General features: G+C 71.2%; 23 protein-coding genes. 11 read left to right on the top strand and 12 right to left on the bottom strand.

Translation table 11 applies throughout. The features are described from left to right. Nucleotides 1-485 precede the first annotated feature (485 nt). Both JDY09_RS07410 and JDY09_RS07405 read right to left on the bottom strand, forming a co-directional pair. Nucleotides 486-911 carry a hypothetical protein gene (locus JDY09_RS07410; protein ID WP_274716294.1) on the bottom strand — a complete coding sequence of 142 codons (426 nt, stop codon included), beginning with the start codon at nt 909-911 and terminating at the stop codon, nt 486-488. A 16-nt stretch (nt 912-927) separates the two neighbouring features. Then, nucleotides 928-3,147 (bottom strand): LamG domain-containing protein, encoded by a 2,220-nt coding sequence (locus tag JDY09_RS07405; RefSeq protein WP_274716293.1) that lies wholly within the window; start codon nt 3,145-3,147, stop codon nt 928-930. 816 nt (nt 3,148-3,963) lie between these two features. On the opposite strand from JDY09_RS07405, the gene JDY09_RS07400 reads away from it, so the two are divergent. Then, nucleotides 3,964-4,845: a thermonuclease family protein gene (locus JDY09_RS07400; RefSeq protein WP_274716292.1), complete on the top strand. Its 882-nt coding sequence runs from the start codon at nt 3,964-3,966 to the stop codon at nt 4,843-4,845. Between the two features lie 106 nt (nt 4,846-4,951). Here the strand turns inward: JDY09_RS07400 and JDY09_RS07395 are convergent, their stop codons facing one another. From JDY09_RS07395 to JDY09_RS07385, 3 genes are all read right to left on the bottom strand, one after another. Beyond that, a complete protein-coding gene (locus tag JDY09_RS07395) occupies nt 4,952-5,995 on the bottom strand; it encodes an NAD-dependent epimerase/dehydratase family protein (protein ID WP_274716291.1) in 1,044 nt (347 codons plus the stop codon). A 257-nt stretch (nt 5,996-6,252) separates the two neighbouring features. Further along, a complete protein-coding gene (locus JDY09_RS07390) occupies nt 6,253-6,957 on the bottom strand; it encodes an HAD family phosphatase (RefSeq protein WP_342455250.1) in 705 nt (234 codons plus the stop codon). Continuing rightward, nucleotides 6,954-7,355 (bottom strand): FxsA family protein, encoded by a 402-nt coding sequence (locus JDY09_RS07385; RefSeq protein WP_274716289.1) that lies wholly within the window; start codon nt 7,353-7,355, stop codon nt 6,954-6,956. Before JDY09_RS07385 ends, JDY09_RS07390 begins: the two co-directional genes overlap by 4 nt. A gap of 29 nt (nt 7,356-7,384) precedes the next feature. Here JDY09_RS07385 and JDY09_RS07380 point away from each other — a divergent pair, with 29 nt between their 5' ends. Continuing rightward, the gene (locus JDY09_RS07380) at nt 7,385-7,762 is read left to right on the top strand and encodes a metal-sulfur cluster assembly factor (RefSeq protein ID WP_274716288.1); all 378 of its coding nucleotides are present in this window, start codon (nt 7,385-7,387) and stop codon (nt 7,760-7,762) included. Between the two features lie 90 nt (nt 7,763-7,852). Here JDY09_RS07380 and JDY09_RS07375 read toward each other — a convergent pair whose 3' ends face one another. After that, nucleotides 7,853-8,332 carry a beta-class carbonic anhydrase gene (locus tag JDY09_RS07375; RefSeq protein ID WP_428837479.1) on the bottom strand — a complete coding sequence of 160 codons (480 nt, stop codon included), beginning with the start codon at nt 8,330-8,332 and terminating at the stop codon, nt 7,853-7,855. Between the two features lie 69 nt (nt 8,333-8,401). Here JDY09_RS07375 and JDY09_RS07370 point away from each other — a divergent pair, with 69 nt between their 5' ends. Beyond that, a complete protein-coding gene (locus JDY09_RS07370; protein ID WP_274716286.1) occupies nt 8,402-9,325 on the top strand; it encodes a lipoyl protein ligase domain-containing protein in 924 nt (307 codons plus the stop codon). A 25-nt stretch (nt 9,326-9,350) separates the two neighbouring features. On the opposite strand, the gene JDY09_RS07365 is transcribed toward JDY09_RS07370, so the two are convergent. Together JDY09_RS07365 and JDY09_RS07360 are read right to left on the bottom strand one after the other, a co-directional pair. After that, nucleotides 9,351-11,084, bottom strand: coding sequence for a hypothetical protein (locus JDY09_RS07365; protein WP_274716285.1), 1,734 nt, complete (start codon nt 11,082-11,084; stop codon nt 9,351-9,353). 148 nt (nt 11,085-11,232) lie between these two features. After that, entirely contained in the window at nt 11,233-12,777 is a 1,545-nt protein-coding gene (locus JDY09_RS07360; protein WP_274716284.1) for a WS/DGAT/MGAT family O-acyltransferase, read from the bottom strand. 190 nt (nt 12,778-12,967) lie between these two features. Here JDY09_RS07360 and JDY09_RS07355 point away from each other — a divergent pair, with 190 nt between their 5' ends. Both JDY09_RS07355 and JDY09_RS07350 read left to right on the top strand, forming a co-directional pair. Beyond that, complete coding sequence (locus JDY09_RS07355; RefSeq protein ID WP_274716283.1) at nt 12,968-13,918, top strand: NAD(P)H-binding protein; 951 nt, start codon at nt 12,968-12,970, stop codon at nt 13,916-13,918. 10 nt (nt 13,919-13,928) lie between these two features. Beyond that, nucleotides 13,929-14,927, top strand: a complete 999-nt coding sequence (locus tag JDY09_RS07350) for a 4-hydroxy-3-methylbut-2-enyl diphosphate reductase (protein WP_274716282.1) — start codon at nt 13,929-13,931, stop codon at nt 14,925-14,927. A 19-nt stretch (nt 14,928-14,946) separates the two neighbouring features. On the opposite strand, the gene JDY09_RS07345 is transcribed toward JDY09_RS07350, so the two are convergent. Next, a complete protein-coding gene (locus JDY09_RS07345; protein ID WP_274716281.1) occupies nt 14,947-15,750 on the bottom strand; it encodes a hypothetical protein in 804 nt (267 codons plus the stop codon). A 172-nt stretch (nt 15,751-15,922) separates the two neighbouring features. On the opposite strand from JDY09_RS07345, the gene JDY09_RS07340 reads away from it, so the two are divergent. The 3 genes from JDY09_RS07340 to JDY09_RS07330 all read left to right on the top strand — a co-directional run bounded on the left by JDY09_RS07340 (nt 15,923) and on the right by JDY09_RS07330 (nt 18,331). Beyond that, nucleotides 15,923-16,513, top strand: a complete 591-nt coding sequence (locus JDY09_RS07340; protein WP_274716280.1) for a dihydrofolate reductase family protein — start codon at nt 15,923-15,925, stop codon at nt 16,511-16,513. A 355-nt stretch (nt 16,514-16,868) separates the two neighbouring features. Next, nucleotides 16,869-17,510: an iron-containing redox enzyme family protein gene (locus tag JDY09_RS07335; protein WP_274716279.1), complete on the top strand. Its 642-nt coding sequence runs from the start codon at nt 16,869-16,871 to the stop codon at nt 17,508-17,510. Continuing rightward, complete coding sequence (locus JDY09_RS07330; RefSeq protein ID WP_274716278.1) at nt 17,471-18,331, top strand: hypothetical protein; 861 nt, start codon at nt 17,471-17,473, stop codon at nt 18,329-18,331. The genes JDY09_RS07335 and JDY09_RS07330 overlap by 40 nt, the downstream gene beginning before the upstream one ends. A 79-nt stretch (nt 18,332-18,410) precedes the next feature. Here JDY09_RS07330 and JDY09_RS07325 read toward each other — a convergent pair whose 3' ends face one another. Beyond that, nucleotides 18,411-19,124 carry a hypothetical protein gene (locus tag JDY09_RS07325; RefSeq protein ID WP_274716277.1) on the bottom strand — a complete coding sequence of 238 codons (714 nt, stop codon included), beginning with the start codon at nt 19,122-19,124 and terminating at the stop codon, nt 18,411-18,413. Nucleotides 19,125-19,544: 420 nt separating this feature from the next. Here JDY09_RS07325 and JDY09_RS07320 point away from each other — a divergent pair, with 420 nt between their 5' ends. The 3 genes from JDY09_RS07320 to JDY09_RS07310 are packed head-to-tail and all read left to right on the top strand — an operon-like array spanning nt 19,545 to nt 23,236. Further along, nucleotides 19,545-20,564 carry an ABC transporter substrate-binding protein gene (locus tag JDY09_RS07320; protein ID WP_274716276.1) on the top strand — a complete coding sequence of 340 codons (1,020 nt, stop codon included), beginning with the start codon at nt 19,545-19,547 and terminating at the stop codon, nt 20,562-20,564. Between the two features lie 56 nt (nt 20,565-20,620). After that, nucleotides 20,621-22,198 (top strand): ABC transporter permease, encoded by a 1,578-nt coding sequence (locus JDY09_RS07315; RefSeq protein ID WP_274716275.1) that lies wholly within the window; start codon nt 20,621-20,623, stop codon nt 22,196-22,198. 6 nt (nt 22,199-22,204) lie between these two features. Further along, nucleotides 22,205-23,236, top strand: a complete 1,032-nt coding sequence (locus JDY09_RS07310; RefSeq protein ID WP_274716274.1) for an ABC transporter ATP-binding protein — start codon at nt 22,205-22,207, stop codon at nt 23,234-23,236. 79 nt (nt 23,237-23,315) lie between these two features. Here the strand turns inward: JDY09_RS07310 and JDY09_RS07305 are convergent, their stop codons facing one another. After that, nucleotides 23,316-24,269: an esterase/lipase family protein gene (locus tag JDY09_RS07305; protein ID WP_274716273.1), complete on the bottom strand. Its 954-nt coding sequence runs from the start codon at nt 24,267-24,269 to the stop codon at nt 23,316-23,318. A gap of 199 nt (nt 24,270-24,468) precedes the next feature. Continuing rightward, on the bottom strand, nt 24,469-25,758 hold the full coding sequence (locus JDY09_RS07300; RefSeq protein ID WP_274716272.1) for a cysteine desulfurase: 1,290 nt from the start codon (nt 25,756-25,758) through the stop codon (nt 24,469-24,471). Nucleotides 25,759-25,888 lie beyond the last annotated feature (130 nt).

Genomic DNA, 25,888 nt, shown 5'->3' with positions numbered 1-25,888 from the left:
CGCGTGGGAGGAGTGAGCGACTTTGGTAGCGGACGGCGGTGCGTCTTGTCCGCGCACTCTTATCGGCGCCGTCTGCCCGAATGGCCACCTCGGGTCGTGACCAGGCCAAAACTCGCATTGAAGTTATGAGGACGTCCTTCATTTGCCAACGTAGAGAGGTAGCGGCAACACTATGCCCACGACCATTCCCAGGATACAAGCTCTTTCGACGAAGAGGTCGGATCGCTTTCGAATCGTGAGGAGGGCCCCCGCGAGCGTGACGAGTATCGGCAGGAGTACGAAGATCACCCAGAGATCCTGTCTGAAGAGGAGTCGGCAGCTAAGGTTGAAGAGCGCGCTCCTATCGCCAGGGGCGACGCTTGCGCATCGCGCGGAAGCTGCAGCAACAATCAGAGGGTATGTTGCGCAAGCTTGGAGTGACAAAAATGCCGCGAGAATCTTTGATGAGGCCGAGGTCGCGGGCAATTGCTGATGATTGTTCTCCATTAGAGCAGGGCTTGATGTGCGGTGGGGACGCTGCTGCAATCGTACAGATCGACGTGAGGATCAGTGAACGAGTGTGTGTAGTAATAGTAGCCAGGGGAGGCATTGTAAGCTGTAATGCTAACAAAGGGGGCTAGTAACCAGCCGCTTATCAGAAAGATCAACAGAACCGTGAGTAGACCAGTAGCGAGGCCAAGCAGCAAGGGACCGAGGCGGTGGCTACGAATTGCGATCCATCCTCCAACGGTGAGCGCGACCATCGGCAGGACAACAAGGAAGAAATACCCGCCGCGCTCGAATACGAGGGTTCCATAGCCATTGGGCGTGGACGAAGTCTCCGCGGTGGATAGGAGCAATGCGACTATAAGTGCCAAGAGAACAGTTGCGGTCATGATGGTCGTCGCCAGCACCGTGGCGACGAGCATCATAAGGACGCGAGGCTTTCTAGCAGGCTCCAAGGCCGTTAGCCCAGGCGGTCGGGTCGTGCCATTTGTCATCTGTTTGGAAGAGTGGTCCTCGCGGGCTTTCGAACAGGCGCTCTCCTGTTCCAGGGTTGGCCACGCCGTGCGAATCACCCCAGTGTCCAGGCCATTCAAGCCAGCGGGGCAGTTGTTCGTCTTGGATCCGCACGAGTTCTGCTGCGTCGAGGGTGCCGCCGCGCCCGTCGGCGCGGTCGAACTTGCGCTCGTCTAGGAGCCCCGATGGTATCCGGTCAGGTCCATAGTAGGACGCGTGGGAGGATTCGGCAACGTAGACGACGGGTCGGTCGCCGATCTTCTCCACAGAGGACCAGGGGCAGCGTTGGCCCGTCTCGTGTTGGGCGTATGCAGTTTCGATTGGGCGCAGATTGCGGTCGAGGTGGATCTGGACCATCTCCCAGTCGCCTTCGTGAGCGCCGATTGAGCCGCCAGCGTTACTTGGGTTGAAGTAGTAGAAGAACCAGTACTGCAGCCACACGGTGCCGTCGTCGGTGTGGGCGACGCGGGCGTAGACCTTACGGCCATAACCTTGGCGGTCCTCCATCGCGTCGGAGTCGTTGGCGTAGACGTTGTCCGACGCGTTGCCGCGGGCCGAGAGGAAATCGGTCTCGAGCGCTTCCGTGCCCGCCCGAACCGACGGGTTGTTCGGCGCGACGGGGTAGGTAGGTCCGAGATAGTCGAGCGTCAGATGGTCCAGCGGGCTGGGCTCGGGAAGGTTGGTGATCGATGGGTCGGCTGCAGCGAAAGGCACGGGATCCCCGTCCGGATCGCTCGGGGATGAGCCCTTGAGGCTGTTGCTCGTTTCCAGGCCCCAGCCCGGGATATAGAAGTCGGTCATCGCTGCGGCCGACAGGACATGGAACCTTTCGCCGCTGTCGTACTTGAGGATAGGCTTGTAGCGCTCCAACGCGTCCTGATAGCCGGTTCGCGAGCTGTTAAGAGCTCGCGTGTAGAACGCGAACTCGTCGAGCGCCACCGGGCCACCGCGCGGCATGTCGAGTTGGCTGTTGACTTCGCCTACCGAGAAGTAGTTGCCGCGCAGCAGCGACGTCGCCGACGTCTCGCGTGTCACGCCGGTGTCGGCGCCATCCACGAACGCGCGCCAGCGGCCGCTGCCGGTGAGGTCGCGTACCACGAGCACATGGTGCCAGCGACCGTCATCGAGGTCTTTGCCCCCTAGGGACTGCCAGGTGCCGTTCGGGAAGCCGTCATAGTCGGCGCGCACCTCGAGCTTGCCCTGGTTGAGGCGCAAGCCGACCATGCCGACACAACCGGAGCAGGTGGGCGCCGCGAAGAAGGCTTGTGTGGCTGGGGTATCGGACGTCGTCTTGATCCAGGTCTCGACCGATATGTCTTGCAAGTCGGCAGGTAGGGGGAATCGTGGCCCGCGGGTGGTCGAGACGTGTCCCCCGTCGTCGAATTGAATACCTGTGTCGTTTCGACCGAGCGGAAAAGAGGGTCCACGTACTGCGCGCGCCGGGGTGAATATCGGTCCGGCCGGTTCTTGCGTCGTGCGTTCAAAGCTTTGGCACGGATAGCAGGTTGCACGATCGGTCGGCTCGATGTGGTGCTCGTCGAACGGGAACCAAATGTAGGGAGCGTCATCCTTAACGCCCTCGCGGTACGCAGATGAGGGTCCCATGGGTGAGGTAAGCGGATCGACCCGAGCGGCTTGGTAATGAGTGTAGATCTCGTCATCGTTGAGGGCTCGTGTGTAGTAGGCAACCTCGTCGAGCGCCCCGTCGAGGACCGTGCAAGTACAGCTGTCCGAAACGCCCTCGTTCCCTTGACCCTCCTCGTCCGATGCAGTCCCCAGTCGGAAGAACCCCGAGGGGGTGTAAACGTCTCCGATCGCCCCGATCTCTTTTTCGGCGATCCTCGTCCCGTTGAGGTACAACGACATGGTGTCGCCGTCGTAGGTAGCAACGAGGTAGTACCAATTGCCAGCTTCGATCGGCATCGTTGTCTGCAGGCGATGAGCAGTCTGGTAGTGACGGTTGTCAGGCAGGCAATCGGGTTGACCGTGGCAGTCGTAGCCGTCGTAGATCGTGAACGTCCAACCGTTCGCGCCGATCGAAGGGCCGGGGGTCTGGTTGTGAACCCACGACCCTTCACGCCCACGCGCGGCCGCAGTACCCGCCCAGCCAAGCTGCCAAGATCCGCCTACGCCCGCGACCGGCAACACGAACCCGCAGTTGTTAGGTGCGGGGACTGGGTCCCCGCACGGAAGGTCCCTTCCGTACGAGCGGTTGGGGCGTACCCAAGCCTCGATGGTGAACGGGCCGCGGTGGCCTAGCCTCGAGAGCGCCGCGTAGTCCCCGCTTTTAGAGGGGGCTATTAGATAGCTGGAGTTGATCTGCAGAAACGGGTTTACCTCGTTCTGGAGGGGGAGGAGCCGGTCGCGCTCACGGGGATCGCTCGGCGATTTTGGCGTTACCGTCCCAGCGCGCGCGGCTTGGAGCGGCACGTTGTGGCCGGTCACGTCAGAAAAAGCCGCTTCGCTCGGCGAGTCATACTGACACAGCCGCCAGTAGGCGTACGGCCCGGACCTCAAGACCGCCTTTGGGTACGGCGCATCGCTCGGCTCGCCGCAGGCGGCGTAGGGCACTCCACCCGAGAACCGCTCCGGCTCCGGTGTGCAGCCCGAAAACCCGAAGACGACAAGCGTTGCGAAAAGCGCCAAAGCTGGCGGTGGTGAGAAAAGACGCCAACGGCTAGCGGGGGGGGGCGACTACAACTTTCACCGGGCCAGTCGCGTGAGATTCGATGTGGTGCAGGGTGGCGACGAAACTAACGCACTGCCTTACCGAAGGCAAGGCCGGCAAGTCCGGGTCGCGGGCCGCGTGTCACCCAGCCCATAAATTCTGCTGTCGCAATGCCGCTGCCGCCGAAGGTCGGGGACAATCGCGAGCGTGCGCCAGTATCGGTAGGGGAGTTCTGGGCGAAGGCGGAGGCGAGTGTGGTCGGCAGGATGGGTGCGGGAGGATGGGTAGGAGATAGATTGAGGCAGCTGCTGCGCGAACAGCCAGCGACACGCAGGCTGTCGGGCCTCGTTCTCCTTGCGACCCTCGTCGCAGCGCTCGCCAGCGGCTGCGCAAGCACCGCCGAGGAGGCGGGGCGCCGGGGTGTGGGCGCGCGCTCGGGCGAGCACGGCGGCCGCGCGGCGAAGGCTGACAAAGCGCGCGTCCACGAGCGCAGCAAACGGCGCACGCACAAAGCGCGTGCGGCACGCAACGGGATGATCCCGCGCGGGGCGCACGCCGACGTAGTCGCCTACGTCGTCGACGGCGACACCGTCGCGCTCGCACGCCTCGGCCGTGCGCGGCTGATCGGCATCGACACGCCCGAGGTCTACGGCCACGTCGAGTGCTACGGACGCCAAGCGAGCGGCTTCACGAAACGCCTGCTCGCTCCCGGCACGCGCGTCTACGTGCGCTTCGGCACCGAGCCGCGCGACCGCTACGGCCGCGCGCTCGTCTACCTCTGGCGCCGCGACGGCCTGTTCGTAAATCGCGAGCTCGCTCTGCGCGGCTACGCCCAGCAGCTCACGATCCCGCCCAACGTTGAGTACGCCGACGTCTTCCGCCGCGCAGTCGCCGCAGCGCGCGCCGCCGGGCGGGGACTGTGGGGGCGGGCGTGCGCCGGCGGCAGCGCGGCGGCCGGGGCGCGCAGACCGTCCTTCGCGCCGCGGTCACGCGGATACCGCGCCGGCGGCGGCACCTTAGGCGGGCGGGCATCTGTGGGCGACAAAGACTGCTCCGACTTCCCGACTCAAGCCGCCGCCCAGGCCTACTTCGAAGCTCGCGGCGGCAGCCCCACCAACAACGTCGACCGCCTCGACGGCCCCGACCACGACGGCCGCGTCTGCGAAACGCTGCCGTGAGCGGCAGGGGGCGCCGCTCCGGCTTGGGTAGCCGCGCCCAGGCCGGCAGTTGTGTGGCCACGCTGGTCGAGGCGTAGCCGGTGCCGCTCGCGCTCGCGCGGCCGCGCTACCCGACGAGCCCGTTCGCGCGCAGCCACGCCTCGGTTCGACGCATGCCCTCGGCAAGATCGACGCGCGGCGCGTACCCCAGCACGCGCTGCGCCTCAGTGATCGAGTAGCTGCCGTAGCGCAGGAAGTAGTCGACCGCGGCGGGCGAGAGCTCGCTGTCGCGCCCGGCGAGGCGGTCGAGCGCGCCGCCGACCGCCGCCAGCGCGCGCACCAGCCACGTCGGCGCCACGAGCGGCCCGCGCACCCCGAGCATCCGGCAGTAGTGGGCGAAAAACAGGCGCGTCGAAAGCGCCACCCCGTCGGTGATCGTGAACACGCGACCCGCCGCGGCGGGCTCGGCCGCGGCCAGCACGATCGCGTCGACGAGGTTGTCGATGTAGACGGGAGAGAAGAGACCGCGACCCCACGCCGGCAGCACGAAGCGGCGCCGGCGGATCAGCTCCACCGGCAGCACCGTCCACGGGCGCGAACCCGGCCCCCACACGTCGCCCGGGCGCAAGATCGTGGCCACCACCTCGCCGGCGGCGTGCGCCTGCAGCGCCACTTGCTCGGAGGCGATCTTGGTGTCGACGTACAGGTGACCGTCGGGGCGCACCGGGTGGCGCTCGCCGACGCCGTCGGGAAAAGCGCGGTCCGAGAACGCCCGCACCGACGAGAGATGCACGAGCCTGGTGGCGCGCCCGGCGACGGCGTCGATCACGCGCCGCAACGCGAGCACGTTGTCGCGCCAGAAGTCGCCGGAGCTGCCGACGTTCGAGACGCGCGCCGCGCAGTGCACCACGAGCTCGCAGTCGGCGATCGCGTCCTGCCACGGCCCGGGAAGCGCGACGTCCGCCGCGACGACGCCCGGCGCCCCGCCGCGGACGTCGACGCCGACGAGCTCGGCGCCCGCGGCCTCGAGCCGCTCCCAGAGCGCACGGCCGATGAAGCCGCGCGCGCCCGTTATCGCCACCCGCCGTCCCCGCCACGCCGCCGCAGCGGCCGCGACCCGCGCCGCGACACCCGCTCGCTGCGCGTCCCCGCTCGTCGCTCCCGCGCTCATCGCCGCCGATTCTTCCAGTCGCTCCGTACACCCTGCCCGGCGGCGGCGAAGCCGCAAATTGCGCAGAACTCGTTGCGATCGCTACTTGATTTCGGGGCGCCGCGCTGCTTCACTAGGCAGCAGAGGCGCGGACGTCGCAGCCCGAACCGAAAGAGCGGGCCATCGGGGCGAGAGGCCCGACGCGCAGCCGCCCACCAGTGGCGCGCACCCCGGGGCGCGAGTCCGCGCCTCCCTCTTTTTCGCAGCGTCCCGCGGCGTCAGCTCTCGGGAGCCGCCTCCGCGAGCGGCTCGCGCCGTGCCCCGGCGAGGCCGAACAGCGCTTCGAGCTCGGCCACCGCCTGCTCGGTCGAGCGGAAGTGCACGGTCGCCATGCCCAGCTCGGCAGCGGCCCGGCAGTTGATCTCGACGTCGTCGACGAACACCGCCTCGTGCGGCTCGACGCCGAGCGCGGCGAGCGTCAGCTCGTAGATCTTGCGCTCAGGTTTGCGCGCCCCGACGCGCGACGAGTCGACGATCACCTCGAACAGGTCCTCGAGCCCGGGCACCACGGCCCGCCAGCGCGGCTCCCACTCGCGCACGTTGTTGGTGAGGAGCGCGGTGCGCACGCCGTCGCCGCGCAGCGCAGAGACGAGCTTCACCATCGACGTGTTCGCCTCGAGATGCGCGAAGTACACCTCGCGGAAGCGGTGGAACGAGAAGCGCTCGGGCAGCTCGCGCTCGATAAGGCGGGCGAACTCGTGCTCGGCAAGCTCGCCCCGCTCCCAGCGGTGCACCGGGTTCTCGCCGATCGCCTGTGCGACGCGCTCGATCGCCCCGCCGAGCTCGGCGAGCGGCAGCCCCGACTCGCGCTCGTAGGCGCGAAAGCCACGCTCGAGCGGGGTCGTCAAGACCCCGCCGAAATCCGAGATTAGGACGCGCGGCGCGCCGTCAAGACATGCGGGCGGTTTTGTGTCAACGCTCACGGCAGGGGTTCGCGCACGGTCACGGTTTCGATGCGGAAACGCCGCCGCAGCAAGCGCAGGCCGGCGCGGCGCAGCAGCTCGCGCGTGGGCGGCAGCAGCAAGAGCAGCCCGGCGACGTCGGTGATGAACCCCGGCGTCACGAGAAACGCGCCGCCGAAGATCACCATCACCCCTTCCTGCACTTCGCGGTGAGGCATCCGCCCGGCGGCGACGGCCGCGCGGAAGCGCCGCCACACGCTGCGCCCCTGGCTTCGCAAAAGCGCGGCTCCGAGCAGCGAGTCGGCGGCAAGCAGGGCGACGGTCGGCAGCGCGCCGAGCCAGTCGCCGACCTTGAGGATTACGTACAGCTCGGCGAGCGGAAGCGCGACGAAGAGCGCTGCGAGCCAGAGAAGCGGCATCGCCGCCCGACCCTACTAGCATCGTGGCCGTGGAGAGTCACGAGCTCGAAAACACCCACGCCGACAGCGGCGGCAGCGCCGGCGACCTGTCGGCCGCGGCCGACGGCGGCCCCCCGACGGTGGAAGAGGTCCGCGAGGCGCTCACGAACGTGATCGACCCTGAGCTCGGGCTTGACTTCGTCGAGCTCGGCCTGATCTACGACATCCAGGTCGAGGATGGTGACGTTTACGTCACCTACACGCTCACCTCGCCCGGCTGCCCGATCGGCCCGCACATCGCCGACCAGATCGAGGAGTTCGTGAGCGAGCTGCCGGGCGTCCAGCGCGTCTACCCGAAGCTCACCTTCGACCCGCCCTGGACGCCCGACATGATGAGCGAGGACGCGAAGTTCGCGCTCGGCTACTGAGCACGGCGTCCGGGCTACCAAGCGGGGTGACTCGCCTACCGAGCGCCGCGCCCGGGCTAGTGGGCGCGCCGCTGTAGACGACGCGCCGCTCTAGACCACGCGGCGCAACAGGCCGCTCTCGAGCTCCAGCACGAAACCGGCGATCGCGTCGCGGTGGAGCAAGAACGGGCTGCGCCGCAGCCGCTCGACGCCCTGGCGCACCTCCTGTTCGAGGTCGCGGAAACCCTCGGCCGACCACGCCGGGCGGACGCCCGTCTCGCGCTCGAGCTCGCTGCGGAACTCGTCGTCAGAGAGGCCGATCATCCCGCAGCCGGTGTGCTGGATCAGCATCACCTCGCGCGTACCGAGCTTGCGCTGCGAGACCGCCACCGAGCGGATCACGTCGTCGGTGACGACACCGCCCGCGTTGCGGATCACGTGCGCGTCGCCGGGCTCGAGCCCGAGCAGCCGGTGAGCGTCGATGCGCGCGTCCATGCAGGTGACCACAGCGAGCCTGCGTCGCGGCGGGGCGGGGATCTCGCCGAGGCCGCTGACACCTGCGTTGCGGTTGCGTTCGATTGCTTGCTCGATCTCGCTCACACCGCGTGATTCAACCAGCGAGCGGCCGACCGGCGCGCCACGGCGGCGATACTCGCGGCGATGGTGCAGGCACTGCTGGTGCGCGACAACGGAGCCGGCGGCGGAGGCGGGAGCGGCGGCGGGGAGCGGAGTGGCGGCGACGGGCGCGACCCGGCGCTGTCGGCGGCGCTCGCGCAAGCTCTCCTCGAGCACGTCGCTGCCGGGCACGCCGACAAGATCGTGCGGGTGGCGATCGCCGCGCCGGCGCTCGCGCTCTCGAAACTGGACCTCGCTTCCGGTCGCGGCGAAGCGGCCGCAGCTAGCGCCCGCGCCCACGGGTTCCCGACGGTCGTGCGACTGGTCGGCGGTCGCGCCGCGGCGCTGTCGGCGGGCGTGGTCGAGGTTGGTGTCTTCACCCGCGAGCGCGATCCGCGCCGAGGCGTGCGCGAACGCTTCGAGCTCCACGCCGGCGCGATCGTGCGGGCGCTATCGGCGCTCGGGATCAAGGCGCGCGCCGGCGAGGTGGCTGGCGAGTGGTGCCCGGGCGCGTTCAGCGTCGGCGTCGGTGGGCGCGTCAAGCTCGCCGGCATCGGGCAGCGCATCGTCGCCGGGGGCGTGTGCGTCGGTGCGGTCGTGGTCGGCGACGACGCGCCCCGCTTGCGTGCCGTGCTGACGGCGGCGTACCGCGCGCTTGGGCTGTCGCTCGACCCCGACACGGTCGGCAGCGTCGCCGCCGAGCTCGCCCGCGCGCGGCGGGCGGGGGAGCGACCGCCGGCAGGGGCCGTACCGGCAGCGGGCGCCGGGTACGCCGCCGGCGGGGCAGCCGCGGCCGCCGACGGGCCCAGCGCCACCACGCGCGCGCTCGCCGACGCGCTCGCCGCGACCTACAGCGAGCTGTTCGCGCTCGAGCCAGCGCCGCTTCCCGCCGCGGTGCTCGCGCGCGCACACGAGCTGCGCCCGCAACACCTGCCGCCATGGGAGCGGCAGCGGGTCGGCGCCGCCTAGCGCTTCGGCGCCGGCACAGGACGACCTAACGGCGGCGCGCCGGCACCGCCAGCCTGAAGGCGCGGCGCGCGCCGCTGCTCTCGATCACCGTCAGGCGCACCGCGAGCCGCGGCGTTCGCCTCGCTCGCAGCGCGCGCACCAGCGAGCGCGCGGCGCGCAAACCGCGCCACGTCACGACGAGCGTGCGCCCAGGCCGTGTGGCGCGCAAGCGCAGCGAGCGTCCGCGCACCGCGAGCGCCCGGCCGCGCAGCCGCCGGCCGCCGACCGCCGCCGTCGCCTTGCTGCGTCGCGCCGCGGCGAGCTGGCGCGGCAGCGTCAGCACGGCGCGTGCGAGCGGCCGCGAGGCCGAGACGCGCACCAGCAGCGTCGCGCTCTCGCCACGGACCGCCAGGCCGTGCGCGAGCCGGTAGCGGGTCGCCGCCGGCGGGCGCGTTGCGCCCGGCGGGCAGCCGTCGACGCCGAACGGCGTCGAGATCGTGACGTCGATTCCCGAGTGCGAGCTGAACGTCGCCTCGGCGTCGCGCGGGGTAGTCGCTTTGCAGAGGTCGCTGGAGGCCTGCAGCAGGCCACGCGGGCCGCCGTCGACGGTGAGGTCGAAGCGCGAGAGCGGGAGGTCGGGGAGCCCGGCGAAGATGTTCGTGACGCGCTCGCCGAGCTTGGTGCGACCGATGATCGATCCGCCGTAGAGGCGGAAGCCGAGCGCCGGCAGCTCGTTGTCGCGCCGCACGATGTAGACGGGCAGCTCGAGCGGCCGTTCGACGAGCGGGCTCGCGAGCCGAGCGGTCCCCACCCGTGTCTCGGGTGGGCAGCGGTCGGCAGAGAAAGCAGCCGGATCGCACAGAACCGACAGCGAGCGCAGGTTGACGCCCACCGCCCGCGGCAGCGACACGGTGGTGGCGGCGACCGCAGCGTCGTCGGGGAAAGTGATGACCGACGCGGTCACCGGCACGGTCGCGCCGATCGATGTCGCACCGGGCGCGCCCATCGTGCCGCTCAAGCTCGGCCGGAACGGCACCCGCTCGCAGCGCACCGGCGTGAACGCGACGGTGCGGCGCGTCTCGACCTGCGGCTCGTCCCACGAGCGCACCGCCACGGCGATGTCGGCGCGCCGGCACGAGGTGGGGAGGCGCAGGAACGGCTTGCCGCCGACGCTACCGGCGAGGGCGAGCGTGATCTGTTCGATGCGGATCGGCAGGCCGCCGGCGGTGCGTTCGAGGCCGGACATCGCGTTCTCGATCACGAAGCCGCGGTCGCCGCGGATCCGCACTACCACCTGATAGTGCTGGGCGGCGGCGAGCGGCGGTCGCACGACGACGCCGAGCCGGGCGGGCTCGCCGGGGCCCGGAACGAGGTTGTAGACGTCGCCGTTCGCCGTCACCTCGGCGCCGAGGAGCGCTTCGACGCGGGCACGCACCGTCGTCGAGCCGACCTTCGCGCCGGCCGGGCAGGCGTCGGCGGTGAAGTCGGCGACGGGGCAGCGCTGGGCGGCGAGCGGGTTGGCGACGAGCCCCTGCGGCAGCGTGATCACGAGGTCGCGCGGGTCGTCGCTCGCCGGGTTCGAGGCGAGGTCGATCGTCAGCTGGAAGTCGGGCGAGCCGCCCGCTTGCAGCGTGCTGAAGCTGGCGGCGAGGCCGCTCACCTCGACGCGCGCCGCCGCGAGCGGTGCCGCCCAGAGCGCGACCGCGGCGATCGCCGCGAGTGCGACGAGCCCACCCCGCCGCGAACCTTGCAACGCAAAGCAACCGTGGCTTCCTGCCAACTGGTGCGAACCTCCCGCTCTGGCCGTCGCTCCCGCCACGTGCGGGGAGCGACCTTCGTACCCCTGCTACCAGCGACTCTAGCTCGGAGCGCGGCTCGGCGCTAGTCGGTCGCTCCCGGGGCACGCGAGGGGGAGCCCCCGGTCGCCGCTAGCGCGCGCGGGAGGTGCGCTTGCGCCGCCGGGCCGAGCGCGCCGGCGCCCGCCCGTTGCCGGTGGCGCTCGCCACGCGCCCGTCGCCGCTCGCCCCGCTCGCAGCCCGCGGGCCTGTCGCCGCATGCCTGTCGCCCCGCGCGTCGCCCGCAGCCCGGGCGCCCGTCGCCGCCACTAGCTCCTCGATGCTCGCGCGCAGGTCCTCGGCGAGCAGATCGAGGTCGAACAGCGCGTCCCAGTCGCCCAAAAGCCCGAAGCGCAGCCAGCCGTTGTAGCTCATCACCGCCACCGCCAGGGCGTGGTTTTCGGGCAGGAACGCCACCGGTATGCACGCCTCCATCTTGCGCCCGAGCAGGTAGAGCGGGATCTGTGGGCCGGGCACGTTGGTGACGATGAGGTTGAACAGGCGCGTCGAGAAGTTGAGTCGCGAGGCGACTGCCAGCAGCGTGGGCGGCGCGAAGCGCTCGAGCGAAGCGATCACCGCGGCCCCCACCGCCTGCTTCGAGCGTTTGAGGTGGGCCATCGCCTCGGCGACGGTGCGCAGCCGCTCGACCGGCTCCCAGGCGTAGACGGGGAGCGGGCCGCGCATCGCGACGATGCGGTTGCCAAGCGTGCCGTGCTCGTCGGGCGCGCGCACCGACACCGGCACGAGCGCGCGCAGCTCGAGCCCGGCGGTCGGGACGCCACGGCGCCGCAGCCAGCGGCCGAGCGCACCGCTCACCGCCGCGAGCACGACGTCGTTGACCGTCGCGCCGAAACCGTTTTTCACTGCGCGGAAGTCGTCGAGCGGCGCCTCGATCCAGGCGATCCGCCGGTGCGGGCCGATGCGCACGTTGAGCGGGGTCGTCGGCGCCGGGTTGAGCGTCGCCCAGGCGACCTCGCCGAGACCCTCGACCGCCTCGCGCGCCTTGCGCGCCGCTTCGGCTGGTCGGCCAAGGGCACGCAGCGCGCCGCCTGCGAGCTCGAGCGGGGTGCGCAGAGCCGCCGACGCCGTTTCGGCGAGCAGGTCGAGCGTGTCGACGCGCTCGGTCGCGCGCGGTTTCGCTGGCCGGTGGGGGCGTGCCGGCAGCGGGTCGCTGTCGAAAAGCACGGTGGCGATGTCGACGCCCGACACTCCATCGATGACCGAGTGGTGCGTCTTCGAGACCAGCGCGAAACGGCCCCCTTCGAGCCCTTCGACGAGCCACGCTTCCCACAGCGGCCGTGAGCGGTCGAGCCGCTGCGAGTAGATCCGCCCCACCAGCAGCCGCAGCTGCTCTTCCGACCCGGGCGGCGGCAGCGCGGTGTGGCGCACGTGGTAGCGGATGTTGAAGTCGGGATCGTCGGCCCAGAACGGCCGCCCGAGCCCGAGCGGCGGCTTGACGAGCCGCTGGCGGTAGCGGGGAACCGCCTCCATCCGCTCGAGGATGTGCGCGATCAGGTCGTCGTAGCTCGGTGGTGGCCCGTCGAAGATCAGCACGCCCCCGATGTGCATGTGCGACGCGCGCCGTTCCTGGTGCAGGAAGGACGCGTCGATCGGCGAGAGGCGCACAGGGGAGCTCACGACAATTCGCGAAGGTAGCGGCTGGCGGCGCGCGAGTCTCGGCCAAGGTTGGTGGATCGCTCGCTTGCGAGCGTCAGCTGCATGGAACGAGTGCGCCGACTGCCCGGTGCTGCGCGACCAGCGCCGATCGGCGCGGCGCCAACTAGATCCAACGCCGCCCCAGCCGCGTACTAGTCGTGTGGGAGGCAGCGTGAGTGCGAACGCTCGACGGGTTCTCGTCACCGGAGCGACCGGCTTCGTTGGGTCACGTCTCGTACGCGAACTGCTCGCGCGCTCCTGGCAGGTGCGGGCGCTCGTGCGCCGCCCCGAGCGCGCCCGCCAGGTGGTTGCGCGCGGCGCCGAGATCGTTCAGGGCGACGTTCTCGATCGAGCGTCGCTCGCCCGAGCGCTCGAAGGCTGTGACGCCGCCTACTACCTCGTGCACTCGATGGGGCGCGGCAACCGTGGCGGGTTCGTCGACCGCGACAAGCGTGCGGCGAGCAACTTCGGGGCGGCGTGTGCAGCCGCCGGGGTCGGCCAGATCATCTACCTCGGCGGCCTGGGCGGCGAGCGGCGCGAGGATTCTGCGCACCTGCGCAGCCGCCACGAAACGGCCCTGCGTCTGCGCGAGGCAGGTGTGCCGCTCACCTACTTTCGCGCGGCCATGGTGGTAGGGCGCGGCAGCGCCGGTTTCGAGACGCTCATCCACCTGGTGCGGCGACTGCCGGTGATGGTGACGCCGCGCTGGCTCGAAACGCCGACGCAGCCGATCGCGATCGACGATGTCGTCGCCTACCTGGCCGACGCGATCGAGATCGAGGCGGCGCGCGGTCGCACGATCGAGATCGGTGGGCCCGACGTCTTGACTTATCGCGAGATGATCGATCGCGTCGCCGATGCGCTCGGCCGACGCCGGCCACCGAAGCTGCGCGTTCCGGTGCTAACACCGCGGCTCTCGTCGCTGTGGCTCGGGCTCGTAACACCGGTCGACACCGGTGTGGCTCGGCCGCTGATCGACGGCCTGCGCACTGACACGACCGTGTGCGACCCGAGCGGCATGGCCCTTTTTGGGCTGCGCCCGGTCGGTTTCGACGCCGCTGTGCGGGCTGCGCTCGTCGAGGGCGAGAGTCCGCTTCGCCGACAGTTGGCGCTCGCCCCCTAGACTGCGCTACGTGAGCAGCGCTCAATCCTCCGTTGCCGCACCGCCGCGTCCCGAGCGCCTGCTGCTCGCCGCGCCGCGCGGCTATTGCGCCGGTGTCGATCGTGCGGTCGAGACCGTCGAGCGGGCGCTCGAGCTCTACGGCCCACCGGTGTACGTGCGCAAGGAGATCGTCCACAACAAACACGTTGTCGAGACCTTGCGCCAGCGCGGCGCGGTGTTCGTCGACGACGAGAGCGAGGTGCCCGAAGGCGAGGTGGTGATCTTCTCGGCCCACGGCGTGGCGCCCGCAGTGCACGAGAACGCGCGCCGGCGGCGGCTGCGCACGATCGACGCCACCTGTCCACTCGTCACCAAGGTGCACGTCGAGGCGCGCAAGTTCGCGGCCGAGGGCTACACGATCGTGTTGATCGGGCACGAGGGGCACGAGGAGGTCGAGGGCACGATGGGCGAGGCCCCCGACCGCATCGTGCTCGTCGAGACCGAGGAGGACGTCGACCGCCTCGAGGTCGAGGATCCCAACCGTGTCGCCTACCTCACGCAGACAACGCTCTCGGTCGACGAGACGAAGCGGATCATCCAGCGCCTGCGCGAGCGCTTCCCGAACGTCGTCGGGCCGAAGTCCGACGACATCTGTTACGCAACCACCAACCGCCAGATGGCGGTGCGCGAGCTGGCGCGCCAGTGCGATCTGGTGCTCGTGATCGGGTCGCGCAACTCCTCGAACTCGAACCGGCTCGTCGAGGTGGCACGCGAGCACGGCGCCGAGGCGCACCTGATTGACAACGAGAGCGAGGTGCGCGACGAGTGGCTCGAGGGCAAGCGCACGGTGGGGATCACGTCGGGGGCGAGTGCGCCCGAGGAGCTGGTGCAGCGGCTTGTGGCGTGGTTCCGCGCGCGCGGCGTCGAGCGGGTCGAGGAGCTTCGCACGGTCGACGAGAACGTGCGCTTCATGCTGCCGCGCGAGATCCGCAAGGCGCTCGCCGAGCGCGAGCTGCCGCTCGCGCCGTAGGCGGGTACGAGCGCGTGCCCTATCCGGCGGGGCGCTCGCGCGGCGGCAGCGGCGTGAACTGGATGGCGTGCAGGCGCAGGCCGGGGCGGTCGGCGACGATCTCGCCGTCGGTTTCGTAGAGGTCGGGCTCGCGGTCACCCGACAGCACTGCAAACGCGCCGCCGGCACGGAAGGCGAAGCGCGCGCTGGCGCCGGCGCTCGCCGCTTCGAGGTAGTCGTCGCCGGCGCGCCACTCGCCTGTGAGGTCGAGCCGCGCGCGGTCGCGGGGCAGCTCGATGTCGGCGGTTTGCGGCTCGAGCACGGCGCCCGGCGCGTCCTCGGGCCTTAGCGGCGCGAGCGGCGGCGGCAGCTCGGCGCCGGGGTCGGTTTCGCGCACGAGCTCCTGGATCGCGAGCTCGGTTTCCTGGTACTCGCCCTCGCCGAAGTGGAGGTGGCGGAGCTGGCCGCGCTGGTCGAAGAGGTAGCGGGCGGGCCAGCCGCGGTTGCCGTAGAGGCGCCAGATCTCGAAGTTGGGGTCGTGGGCGACGGGCCAGTCGATGCCGAGGCGAGCGCAGGCGCGCGTGACGAGCTCCGCGTCGCGTCCGAAGCTGTAGGCGGGAGTGTGAATGCCGATGAGTTGCAGGCGGTGCTCGCTGTAGCGGTCGCGCCAGGCGCGGAGGTAGGGGAGGGTGCGCCGCGAGTTGATGCGCGCGATGTCGAAGAACTCGACGAGCAAGATCGCCCGCCCGAGCACGCGATGAAGCCGCAGCTCGCGGCCCCCGACCCACTCGGTGCCCGGCGGAAAGTCAGGGATCGCGATCTCGCTGTTCGGCTCGACGCGCACAGCGGCCGCGATGTTGGCAGATGGGTGTGGGGCGACAGCGGTCGCCCGGCGAGGACGTCGGCTTTGCGCGGCGCCGCCGCACGACCACCCCCGTGCCCCCTCGGCTGTCGTCAACCGAACCGCCCTCGACCGCCCCGACCTCGACCACCCCGACCCGAAGGAGGCATGCGCGATGGATGTTGTCGTTACCGAGTTCATAACCCTCGACGGGGTGGTGCAGGCGCCGGGCGGGGCGGAGGAGGATCAAGACGGCGGTTTCGCCCATGGCGGCTGGATGGCGCGGTTCTTCGATCCCGAGGTGATCGGCGGGACGTTCGGCGAGCTTGCGAAGCGCAGCGACGCGCTGCTGCAGGGTCGCCGCACCTACACGGTGTCGGCGCGCGCCTGGCCGGGCCGGTCGGGCGACCCGTTCGCCGACTGGATCAACGGGGTGCAGAAGTACGTGGTGTCTGACACTCTCGCCGAGAGCGACATCACCTGGCACCCAACGACGATCGTTCGCGGCAGCGAGTTTCTCGACACCGTGTCGGCGCTGCGCTCGCAGCCCGGCGGCTGTGTTTACGTGTACGGCAGCCCGACGATGGTGCGTTCGCTTCTCGCTGCGGATCTCGTCGACGAGCTCGTCCTCACGGTCGTGCCGCTGGCGCTCGGCAGCGGCAAGGAGCTGTTCGCCGATCTTGCCGCGCCGCTTGCGTTCGATCTTGTGTCGACCGCCACGGCGTCGACCGGCGCGCAGGTGTGCCGGTACCGGCGGGGGAGGTAGGGAGGTCAACCCCCAGAGGGCCCCGCGCTCCATTAGGCCAGCGTTCCGCTTGGCTCTCGGTGTTGCCAAGCGCTAGATCGGCTAGTCACTCACCGGCCGTGGCGCAGTGCTCCGTCCACGTGGGGGCCAGTCAGTGGCGAGGCCAGTCGGTGGCGAAACGTCACCGGTCAGCGATGAAGCGTGGTGGGCTTCCACGAGGGAGTCCTGTGTGCCGATCGCCGGTGTCGTGCCACTGGCGTGCGTAGTTCTGGCACTCGTCGCAGCATGCGCGCAGCCCAGCTTGGCAAACCCGCTTCGTGCCCACCGATACCATCCCCGCGACAACCCCTGTGAGCCGAGGAGGACTTACGAGAGGATGAGCCTGTTCGAGCGGATCGAGGCGCTGCGGCGCCGCTACGACGTACTCACGCACCCCTTCTACCAGCGCTGGTCGGAGGGCGAGCTGACGCGCGAAGAGCTCGCCTTCTACGCCGGCGAGTACCGGCACGCTGTCGTCGCGCTCGCCGACTGTCTCGACGGTGCGGCCGAGCTTGCCAGCGACCCCGACGAGGCCGCTCGCCTGCGCGAGCACGCCGCCGAGGAGCGCGCGCACGTCGAGCTGTGGGACCGTTTCGCCGCCGCGCTCGGTGCCGACCTGGCGCGCGAGCCGCGCAGCGAGACCGTCGCCTGCGCCGAGGCTTGGCGGAGCGGCGACACGCTCGAGGAGCGCCTCGCCGTCGCCTATGCGATCGAGTCGGCACAGCCGGCGATCGCCAAAACCAAGCTCGAGGGCCTTGTCGAGCGCTACGGCTTCGAGGAGGGCCCGGCCACCGAGTACTTCGCTCTTCACGCCGAGCTCGACCACGAGCACGCCGCCCACTCGCGGCGCCTGCTCGAGGCGCGCGCAGGGCTCGACGAGGAGCGGCTTGCCGCTGCCGCCGAGCGCGCCCTCGCCGGCAACTGGCAGCTCCTTGACGGTTGCGAAGCGGAGTTCGGGCGCTGCGCCGCCGCCTGCTGACCGCTTTCGCTGCGGTGGCCGCCACGACGGCGGCCACCGCAGCGGCCGGCGCCGCCGGGTCGGCCAGTGCTGCGGGCGAGGCTAGTGGCGCCCCCGGCCCGCCCGTCCCGCGCATCGCGCTGACTGTCGACGTTGGTCGGGGCGCGGCCGGCAGCGTGCGGCGGCCGCGGCCGCGCTCGCTGCGGCTGCGCTTCCGCGTCAGCTCGCGGCGCGGGGCGATCGAGCCGCCGCTCGCGCGCATGTCGGTGACGATCGCCGGGGTAGTCGTCGACCCCACACTTGCCGGCACCTGTCCGCGCAGCGTGCTCGAAGCCGGTGTCGCCGACACGCTCGCGCGCTGCGGCGACCGGGCGCTCGGCTTCGCCAGCGCCATCGGCTCCGTCGGACCGCCCGGCGCCGCCCGCACCGCACCCCAGGTCACCACCTGCCAGATCGCCGGCACCGCCTACGGTGCCCGCCGCGCCCTCGCGATCCAGTTCCAGAGCGGCGCGCTCTACGACCTCCCGTGCGTGCGCAGCGCGCTCGTCGTCGCCAGTCTGGGGGTGCGGCGCACCCGCCTCGACGGTCTGCGCAGCGACGAGCTCAGGCTCGTGCTCCCCACCCAGCCCGACGCCTTCCTCCGCCATCCGCTGCCCGACTACGCCCTCAACTTCGACGGCTTCGAGCTGCTTTTGCCGCGCCGCTCCGTGCGCAGCGGCCGCCGCACCCGCAACCTCGTCGCCTCCGTCGGCTGCGGCCCGAAACGGCGGCGCAGCGTGCGCGCCGTCTTCGTCGACGAGCGCGGCCGGCGCTACACGATCTCCCGCCGCATCCGCTGCTAGCGCGCCGAGAGCGTCGCTCCTTGCCGGCACGGGGCGAGACGGACGCGCCTGTGCCTCGCTGGCGCGCCCCGCACCGCGCTCAACCCCACGCCAGCTGCGCTAGCAGGCGCGGCCACACCGTCAGCTCGATCGCCGCCGTCGCGAACAGCACCGGCAGCGCCACCGCCACGCACACCGCCGTTGCCGCCAGCAGCTCGTTCCACCGCCCCTCGCGGCTCAACAAAAGCCACGCCGCGAGCGGCAAAAACACCGCCGTCAGCTCCGGCAGCGCGTGCGGCAGAAGCGATAAAAGCAGCCCGCCGAGCCCCACACCGAGCTGGGCGGCGAGCGTGCTCGCCGTGCCGCCGAGCACGTACGCCTGCGTCGCCAGCGAGAACAGCGTCGCCGCCGCCACGAACGCCATCGCCAGCGGCCCGGCGCGCTCGTGCACCAGCCGGTTGAGGCCGCTCAAGTACTGCGCCTGCAGCGGCAGCGAGCTGCCGGCGATGAACCCCGCCACGCACGCCAGCGCGTGCAAGGCCAGCACCAGCGTGTTGCGGATCAGGATGTGCACGTAGTCGCCCAGGTCGGCGCGCACGTTGAGGCCCGGGATCGCGTAGCGCGTCGGGTCGGGCGGGCTCGCCGCTGCGACCGCCGCCACCGCGCCGAGCAGCGCCAGCGCGATCGCCACCGCCCCCAAAAACCACGGGCCGAGCACCGCGAGCGGCCGTTCCTGCCACGCCGCCAGCGCCCGGCGGGTGTCGTCGAGACCGCGAACGAGGGCGAGCTGTTTCGGGTCGACCTTGATGCTCATCGCGCGAGGGCGGGCGCGCGCCACCACCCTCCGGGATGTCCAGCCGGGCCGTGACGCAGACGTTTGGACAGTGTGGTCGGCGGGGGCGCGTGCGCCCCGCACTTTCACGTCGGCCGCGAGCGGCCGCGGCTTGAGCTTCGGGTGCACGCCACGCACGGGGCGCCGCGGCTGCTCGGACCGCGCGCGCCGGGCCCCGTCCCGGCGGCCCCCGCGGCCACCCCGACGGCGGCGCCCTAAGCCGACTCCCGAACTAGGACTTAGGCTAACCTAACGCGGCGTTCGCGGACGCGGCGTCCGGAGCGTTCGCCAACGCGGCGTTCGGAACGTGCGCGACCCGGCGGCCGGACCGTGTGCGAACCGGCGTCAGGAGCGTGCGCGAACCCGACGACGCGACGCGCGAGAGAAAAAGGAGGTCGGCAGGTGAGTAGGAGACTTGTGGTCGGCGGGGCGCTCGTAGCGCTCGTCGTCGTGGTCGTCGCCGTCGTTCTCGCCACCGGCGGCGGCGACGGGCAGCGGCTCGTCGTCTACACCGCCCGTGCCCACTACGGCGAAGAGCAGCCGTTCCGCGAGTTCGCCTCGCGCGAGCGCGTCGACCTTACCCTCTTCGGCGGTTCGGCGCCCGAGCTCTACGAGCGCCTGCGCAACGAAGGCGATCGCACCCGCGCCGATGTCTTCATTACCGTCGACGGCGCCAACCTCTGGCGCGCCCGCAGCTCGGGGCTTTTGCAACCGCTGCGCTCGAGCGCGCTCGACCGCGCCGTTCCCGCCGGCCTGCGCGACCCGCAGGGCTACTGGTACGCGCTGACCGTGCGCGCACGCACCATCGTCCGCTCGACCGAGCGCGTGCCCGCGGGCACCGTCACCCACTACCGCGACCTCGGCGACCCGCGCTGGCGCGGCCGCCTCTGTCTGCGCTCGGGCACGAGCGAGTACAACGTCTCGTTCGTCGCCGACCGCATCGCCAAGTTCGGGCGTGCCGCTACCGAGCGGCTGCTGCGTTCCTGGATGGCCAACCAGCCGCGAATCCTCGGCTCCGACGTCGACGTGATCCAGTCGATCGCCGACGGCCGCTGCGACCTCGGGCTCGTCAACTCCTACTACCTCGGCCGCATGCTCGCCAGCGACCCGAACCTGCCCGTCGCGCTCGAGTGGGCCGACCAGGACGGGCGCGGCACGCACGTCAACCTATCGGGCATCGGCATCACCCGCTACACCCGCCACCGCGAGCTCGCGCGCAAGCTCGTCGAGTATCTGACCCGGCCCTCGGTGCAGGAAGAGCTTGTGCGCAACAACAAGGAGTTCCCGGCCGACCCGGCTGTGCCCGGCCCGCCCGAGCTACGCCGCTTCGGCACCTTCAAGCGTGACCCGATCGACGTTGCCGGTGCCGCCCGGCACCTGCAAGAAGCGTTGGCGCTGATGGAGGAGGTCGGCTGGCGCTGAGCGACGCTCGGCAGCCACGCCGCCACGGCGGCACCGGCCTGGGGGCCGGTGCCGCCGTGGCCGCCGTGCTCGTGGCGGGACCGCTCGTCTCGCTGCCGCTCAGCTTCGTTTTCGCCCACGACGAGCTCGTCCGCTTCTGGGCGCTCGTTCCCGACGCCTTCCTCGCCACCGCGCTGCTCGTCGCCGGTGTCGCCTGCGGCACGCTCGTGCTCGGCACAGGCCTCGCGGCGCTCGTCGCGCTCTGCGACTTCCCCGGCCGGCGCGTGCTCGAGTGGGCGCTCGTGCTGCCACTAGCGATGCCGAGCTACGTGTTCACGCTGTTCGCGCTCGGCACCGTCGGCCGCCGCGTGCCCGAGCTGCGCTCCACCGGCGGTGCAGTCGTCGTCTTCACTCTCGTCCTCTACCCGTACGTGTACCTCTTGGCGCGCGCCGCCTTTCTCTCCCAGCCGCGCTCGCTCGTCGAGGCGGCGCGCGGCCTCGGCAGCGGCCGCTTGCGCACCCTCGCTACCGTCGTCGTTCCGCTCGCCTGGCCGGCGGTGCTGGGCGGCGTTGTGCTCGCGGTGATGGAGGCGCTCGCCGACTTCGGCACCGTCAACCTGCTCGGCGTCCAGACGTTCGCCAACGCCATCTACAAGGTGTGGTTCAACGCCTTCGACCGCGCCGCGGCGATGCAGCTAGCGACGCTGCTCGCCACCGTCACCCTGACTCTGCTCGTCGTCGAGCGCGCGCTCGCCGGCAGCGCGCGCGCCGCCGCCACCACCGCCGAGCGCCCGCTCGCGCGCCTGCGCCTGCGCGGCCCAGTCGCTGTTGCTGCCGCAGCGCTGCCCACGCTGCTCGTCTGTGGGGTGGTGGTGGCTCCGCTCGCCCAGCTCGCCGTGTGGGCGGCTGACAACGTCGCGAGCGGCAACGTCGACCCCGGTTTCGCGCCCGCTGCGCGCAACAGCCTGCTGCTGGCGGCGACCGCGGCGGCGATCGTCGTCGGCCTCGCCGTGGTGCTCGCCTACTCGCTGCGCGAACGCCCGAGCCGCCTGCGCCGCCTCGTGGTGCGCCTTGCCACGATCGGTTACGGCCTGCCCGGCGCGGTCGTCGCCGCGGCGGTGATCGTGCCGCTCGGTTTCGTCGACGATCTCGTCGCCGCCACGCCGCTCTGGCCGGAAAGCGCGCCGCTGCCGCTCACCGGCACCGTGCTCGGCCTGCTTTTCGCCTACTGCGTGCGCTTCCTGGCGATCGGCTTCCAGCCGGTGCGCGCCGGTCTCGACCGCATCCCACGCTCGCTCGACGAGGCGGCACGCGGGCTCGGCAGCGACGAGGGTACGGTGGTGCGCCGCGTCCACCTGCCGCTTCTGCGCACGAGCCTCCTTACCGCGTTCGTGCTGGTGTTCGCCGAGACGATGAAGGAGCTGCCGGCGACGGTGCTGTTGCGCCCGCTCGGCGGCGACACGCTCGCCGTCAAGGTGTGGCAGGCGACCGCCGAGTCGCTCTGGCACGTGGCGGCACTGCCGGCGCTCTTGATCGTGGCGTGCTCGCTCGTGCCGGTGGTGGTGGGGCTGCGGCTGTCGCTCCCGAGCGCGGCCCGGCGCCGCTCGGCGCGCACCGAGCGGCGCGACCTGCTAGGGATCGAACCAGCAGCGTGAGGCGAGATGAGCACCGTCCGGCTCGACAACGTCAGCAAGAGCTTCGGCCAGCACAGCGCCGTCGACGCGCTCTCGCTCGCCGTCGGCGCCGGCGAGCTGCTCGCCGTGCTCGGCCCGTCGGGCTGCGGCAAGACGACGCTGCTGCGCCTGATCGCCGGGTTCGAGCGGCCCGACAGCGGGCGGATCGAGATCGGCGGCGAAACGGTTGCCGACGTGCGCGTCTTCGTCCCGCCCGAGCGGCGGCGGGTGGGCATGGTGTTTCAAGACTATGCGCTCTTCCCACACCTGACGGTGGCGGGGAACGTGGCGTTCGGTCTCGCGCGCGTGCCGCGGCGCGAGCGGCGCGCGAAGGTGCGGTCGGTGCTCGAGCTCGTCGGTTTGCAGCACCGCGCCGACAGCTACCCGCACGAGCTCTCGGGCGGCGAGCGCCAGCGTGTCGCGCTGGCGCGGGCGCTTGCCCCCGACCCGGCGGTGGTGCTCCTCGACGAGCCGTTCTCGAACCTCGACGAGACTCTGCGCGCCGACCTGCGGCGCGAGGTGGAGGTGATCTTGCGCGAGGCCGAGGCCACCGCGATCCTCGTCACCCACGACCAGGAGGAGGCGCTCTCGCTCGCCGATCGGGTGGCGGTGATGCGCGCCGGGCGGCTCGTGCAGATCGGAACGCCCGAGGAGGTGTACGCGCGCCCCGCGTCGCGGTGGGCCGCCCAGTTCGTCGGCGACGTCAACGTCGTGCCCGCCGTCGCCGCGGGGCAGATCGCCCACACCGAGATTGGCAGCTTCGACCTGGCACGGCGCTGCAGCGAGGGACCGGTGCACGTGGCGGTGCGACCCGAGCAGCTCGAGATCGTGCGCGACGACGCCGGCGGCAACGGCGAGATCGTCGACCGCGAGTTCTACGGCCACGACGTGCTCTACCGCGTGCGCCACGAAAGCGGCCGGACGGTGCTTGTCAAGACATCGTCGCTCGAGCTTCTTCCCGTCGGCGGGCGGGTGTTCGTGCGGCCGGCGCGCAGCGCCGTCGCTGCGCCCGTCGACTAGCCCACAGCGCGCGCGCCCGAAAAAGCGACGGGCGCGCGGGCTTCCAGCCCGCGCGCCCGCGCTCGGGGGGCAGGGATCGTCAACCGCCGATCAGGGGCGCGACCGGAACACACGGGACCGGTCGCGGACGGGCGGGATCAAGTGCGTTGAGCACGTATGCGAGAGCACGCCGGTCGAACGGGATCGCCAGGTGCTCGGAGAGGTCGAGCGGGCAACCGTTCTGGACCAGGATGTTGCGGACCTGGTGGCTGCTCGCGGCCGGCGTGAGGAACGCCGAGTCGTAGGGGGTGACGACCTCGTCGTACTTGGTCTGGATCACCGTGTAGGCGACCCCGGCGACCGTGTCGCCACCGGCGTTCAGCTCCTGCATGAACGCCGAGCCGCGGATCTGGTCGCCGCACGCCGGGCAGAACGAGGTGACGAGCTGCACCGCGGCGTTGCCGATCGGGCCGAGCAGCCGGGCGAACTCGGTGAGCCCGCTGAGCGTCGTGCCGTGGTTGCTCGGCGAGAGCCCGACGAGGGCACGCACCTTGCTCGCGCCGCCGAGCTTGTTGGTGTAGTAGCGGGGCATCATGCCGCCCTGCGAGTGGCCGACGATGTCGACCTCGGCGGCGCCGGTCGCGGCGCGCACGCGGTCGACGAACGCGGCCAGCTGCCGCGCCGAGTCGCGCACCGCGGCGAGCCCGTTGGCGAAACCGCCGGTGAGCTGCGTGCCCTGGGTGGCGCCGTAGTTGAACGAGAACACGCAGTAGCCGGCGTTCTTGAGCAGCGGCGCCAGCGCGTTCCAGTTGAAGCGCTGGTTCTCGAAGGTGCCGTGAACGAGGATCACCGGGTAGGGGTGGAGCGAGCTCGGTCGGCAGCTCCAGTCGTTGGCGCCGGGCGGCGAGCCGTTCGGGTTGGCGGCCCAGGCCGCGAGCGCCTTGGGCAGGCTGTAGTCGACGGCGAGCTGGGCGTTCGCTGCGGGAGCGAACGCCGCCACCACGCCCACCAGCGCGAGCGGTAAAGCGCAGCGCAGCTTCGCTCTGCGGGACATTCGCATCACTCCTTTTCCTGTAGGGGGCTACTCGAGCCGCCGGTCGCGAGACGAGCGCCGTAGCGCACGGGGCCACGCACGCGACCTCCCGCTACGGCCGTCCCTCAGCGGCCGGGGGTGCGCCAACTCTAACTGAACGGACGGTCAGATCGCAAGCGCGAGCGGCGAGCGGTTCGCGCGCCGGAACGCGCGGTCGCGCTCAGCGCGTAAAGAGCTCGTGCGCCGCCACCAGCGCCTCGCAGAGGCGATCGACGTCGCTGGCGTCGTTGTAGACGTGGAACGAGGCGCGCGTCGTGGCGGTGACGCCGAGCTCGCGCATCAGCGGCTGCGCACAGTGGTGTCCGGCGCGCACACAGACGGCGTGCCGGTCGCAGATCTCGGCGACGTCGTGGGGGTGGACGCCGTCGAGCGTGAACGACACCACGCCGGCGCGCTCGTCGGCGGGCGGCCCGGGGACGTGGACGAACGGCAACTCCGCGAGCCGCGCAAGCGCGTAGCGCGTGAGCTCGCGCTCGTGCTCGCGCACCCGCGCCAGATCGAGCGCGCGCAGGTAGTCGATCGCTGCGTGCAGCCCGATCGCTTCGGCGATCGGGCTGGTACCGGCCTCGAACTTCCAGGGCGGGTCGTTGAACGTCGAGCGGTCGAGCTCGACGCGCTTGATCATGTGCCCGCCGCCGAGGAACGGGGGCATCCGTTCGAGCAGCTCGGGCGCGGCGTGCAGTAGCCCGATGCCGGTGGGACCGAGCGCTTTGTGGCCGGTCCAGACGTAGAAGTCGGCGCCGATCGCAGCAACGTCGACCGGCATGTGCGGCACCGCTTGCGCCCCGTCGACGAGCGTGAGCGCACCGGCGGCGCGGGCGCGGCGCGCGATCTCGGCGACGGGGAGGATCGTGCCGAGCACGTTCGAGACGTGCGTCACCGCCACGAGCCGCACGCGACCGCTGGCGAGCAGCTCGTCGAGCGCGTCGAGCGCCACGGTGCCGTCCTCGCGCAGCGGCAGATAGCGGAGCTTCGCTCCCCGCTCGGCGCAGACGAGCTGCCAGGGAACGATGTTCGAGTGGTGTTCGAGGACCGTCAGCACGACCTCGTCGCCGGGCGCGAGCTCGTGGCGCGCCCAGCTGTAGGCGACCAGGTTGATCGCCTCGGTGGCGTTGCGCGTGAAGACGGTGCCGCGCGGATCGGCGCCGACGAGCTCGGCGGCGGCGTGGCGTGCCGCCTCGTAACGATCGGTCGCCTCGGCGGCTATCCGGTACACGCCGCGGTGGACGTTGGCGTTGTAGCGGCGGAAGTAGTCGTCGATCGCTGAAAGCACTACGGCGGGTTTCTGGGCGGTTGCCGCCGAGTCGAGGTAGGCGAGCCGCCGACCGTTCTGGCTCGTCGCAAGCAGCGGAAAGTCTTCGCGGGCGGCGAGCGTTTTGGGCGCGGCCGTGGCGGCCGGGGCGGGGTGCCCGCTGGCAAGGCGATCGTCTGTCGTTCGTTCGCTCGGCACGGCGCGGCTCTGCTGGGTCCACGGGAGAGGAGCGAGCGGCAGCGCCCGCGGGCGCGCCTCCCGCTAAATCCGACTTGCGGAGTAGGATACCGCTTCGCCGCAGGCGGCCGCCGGCCGGCCCGATCGCCGC

Source organism: Thermoleophilum album (assembly GCF_028867705.1).
Classification (GTDB): Bacteria; Actinomycetota; Thermoleophilia; order Solirubrobacterales; family Thermoleophilaceae; genus Thermoleophilum.
The sequence above is the reverse complement of the archived record's forward strand: the minus strand, read 5'-3'. Positions and strand labels throughout refer to the sequence as shown.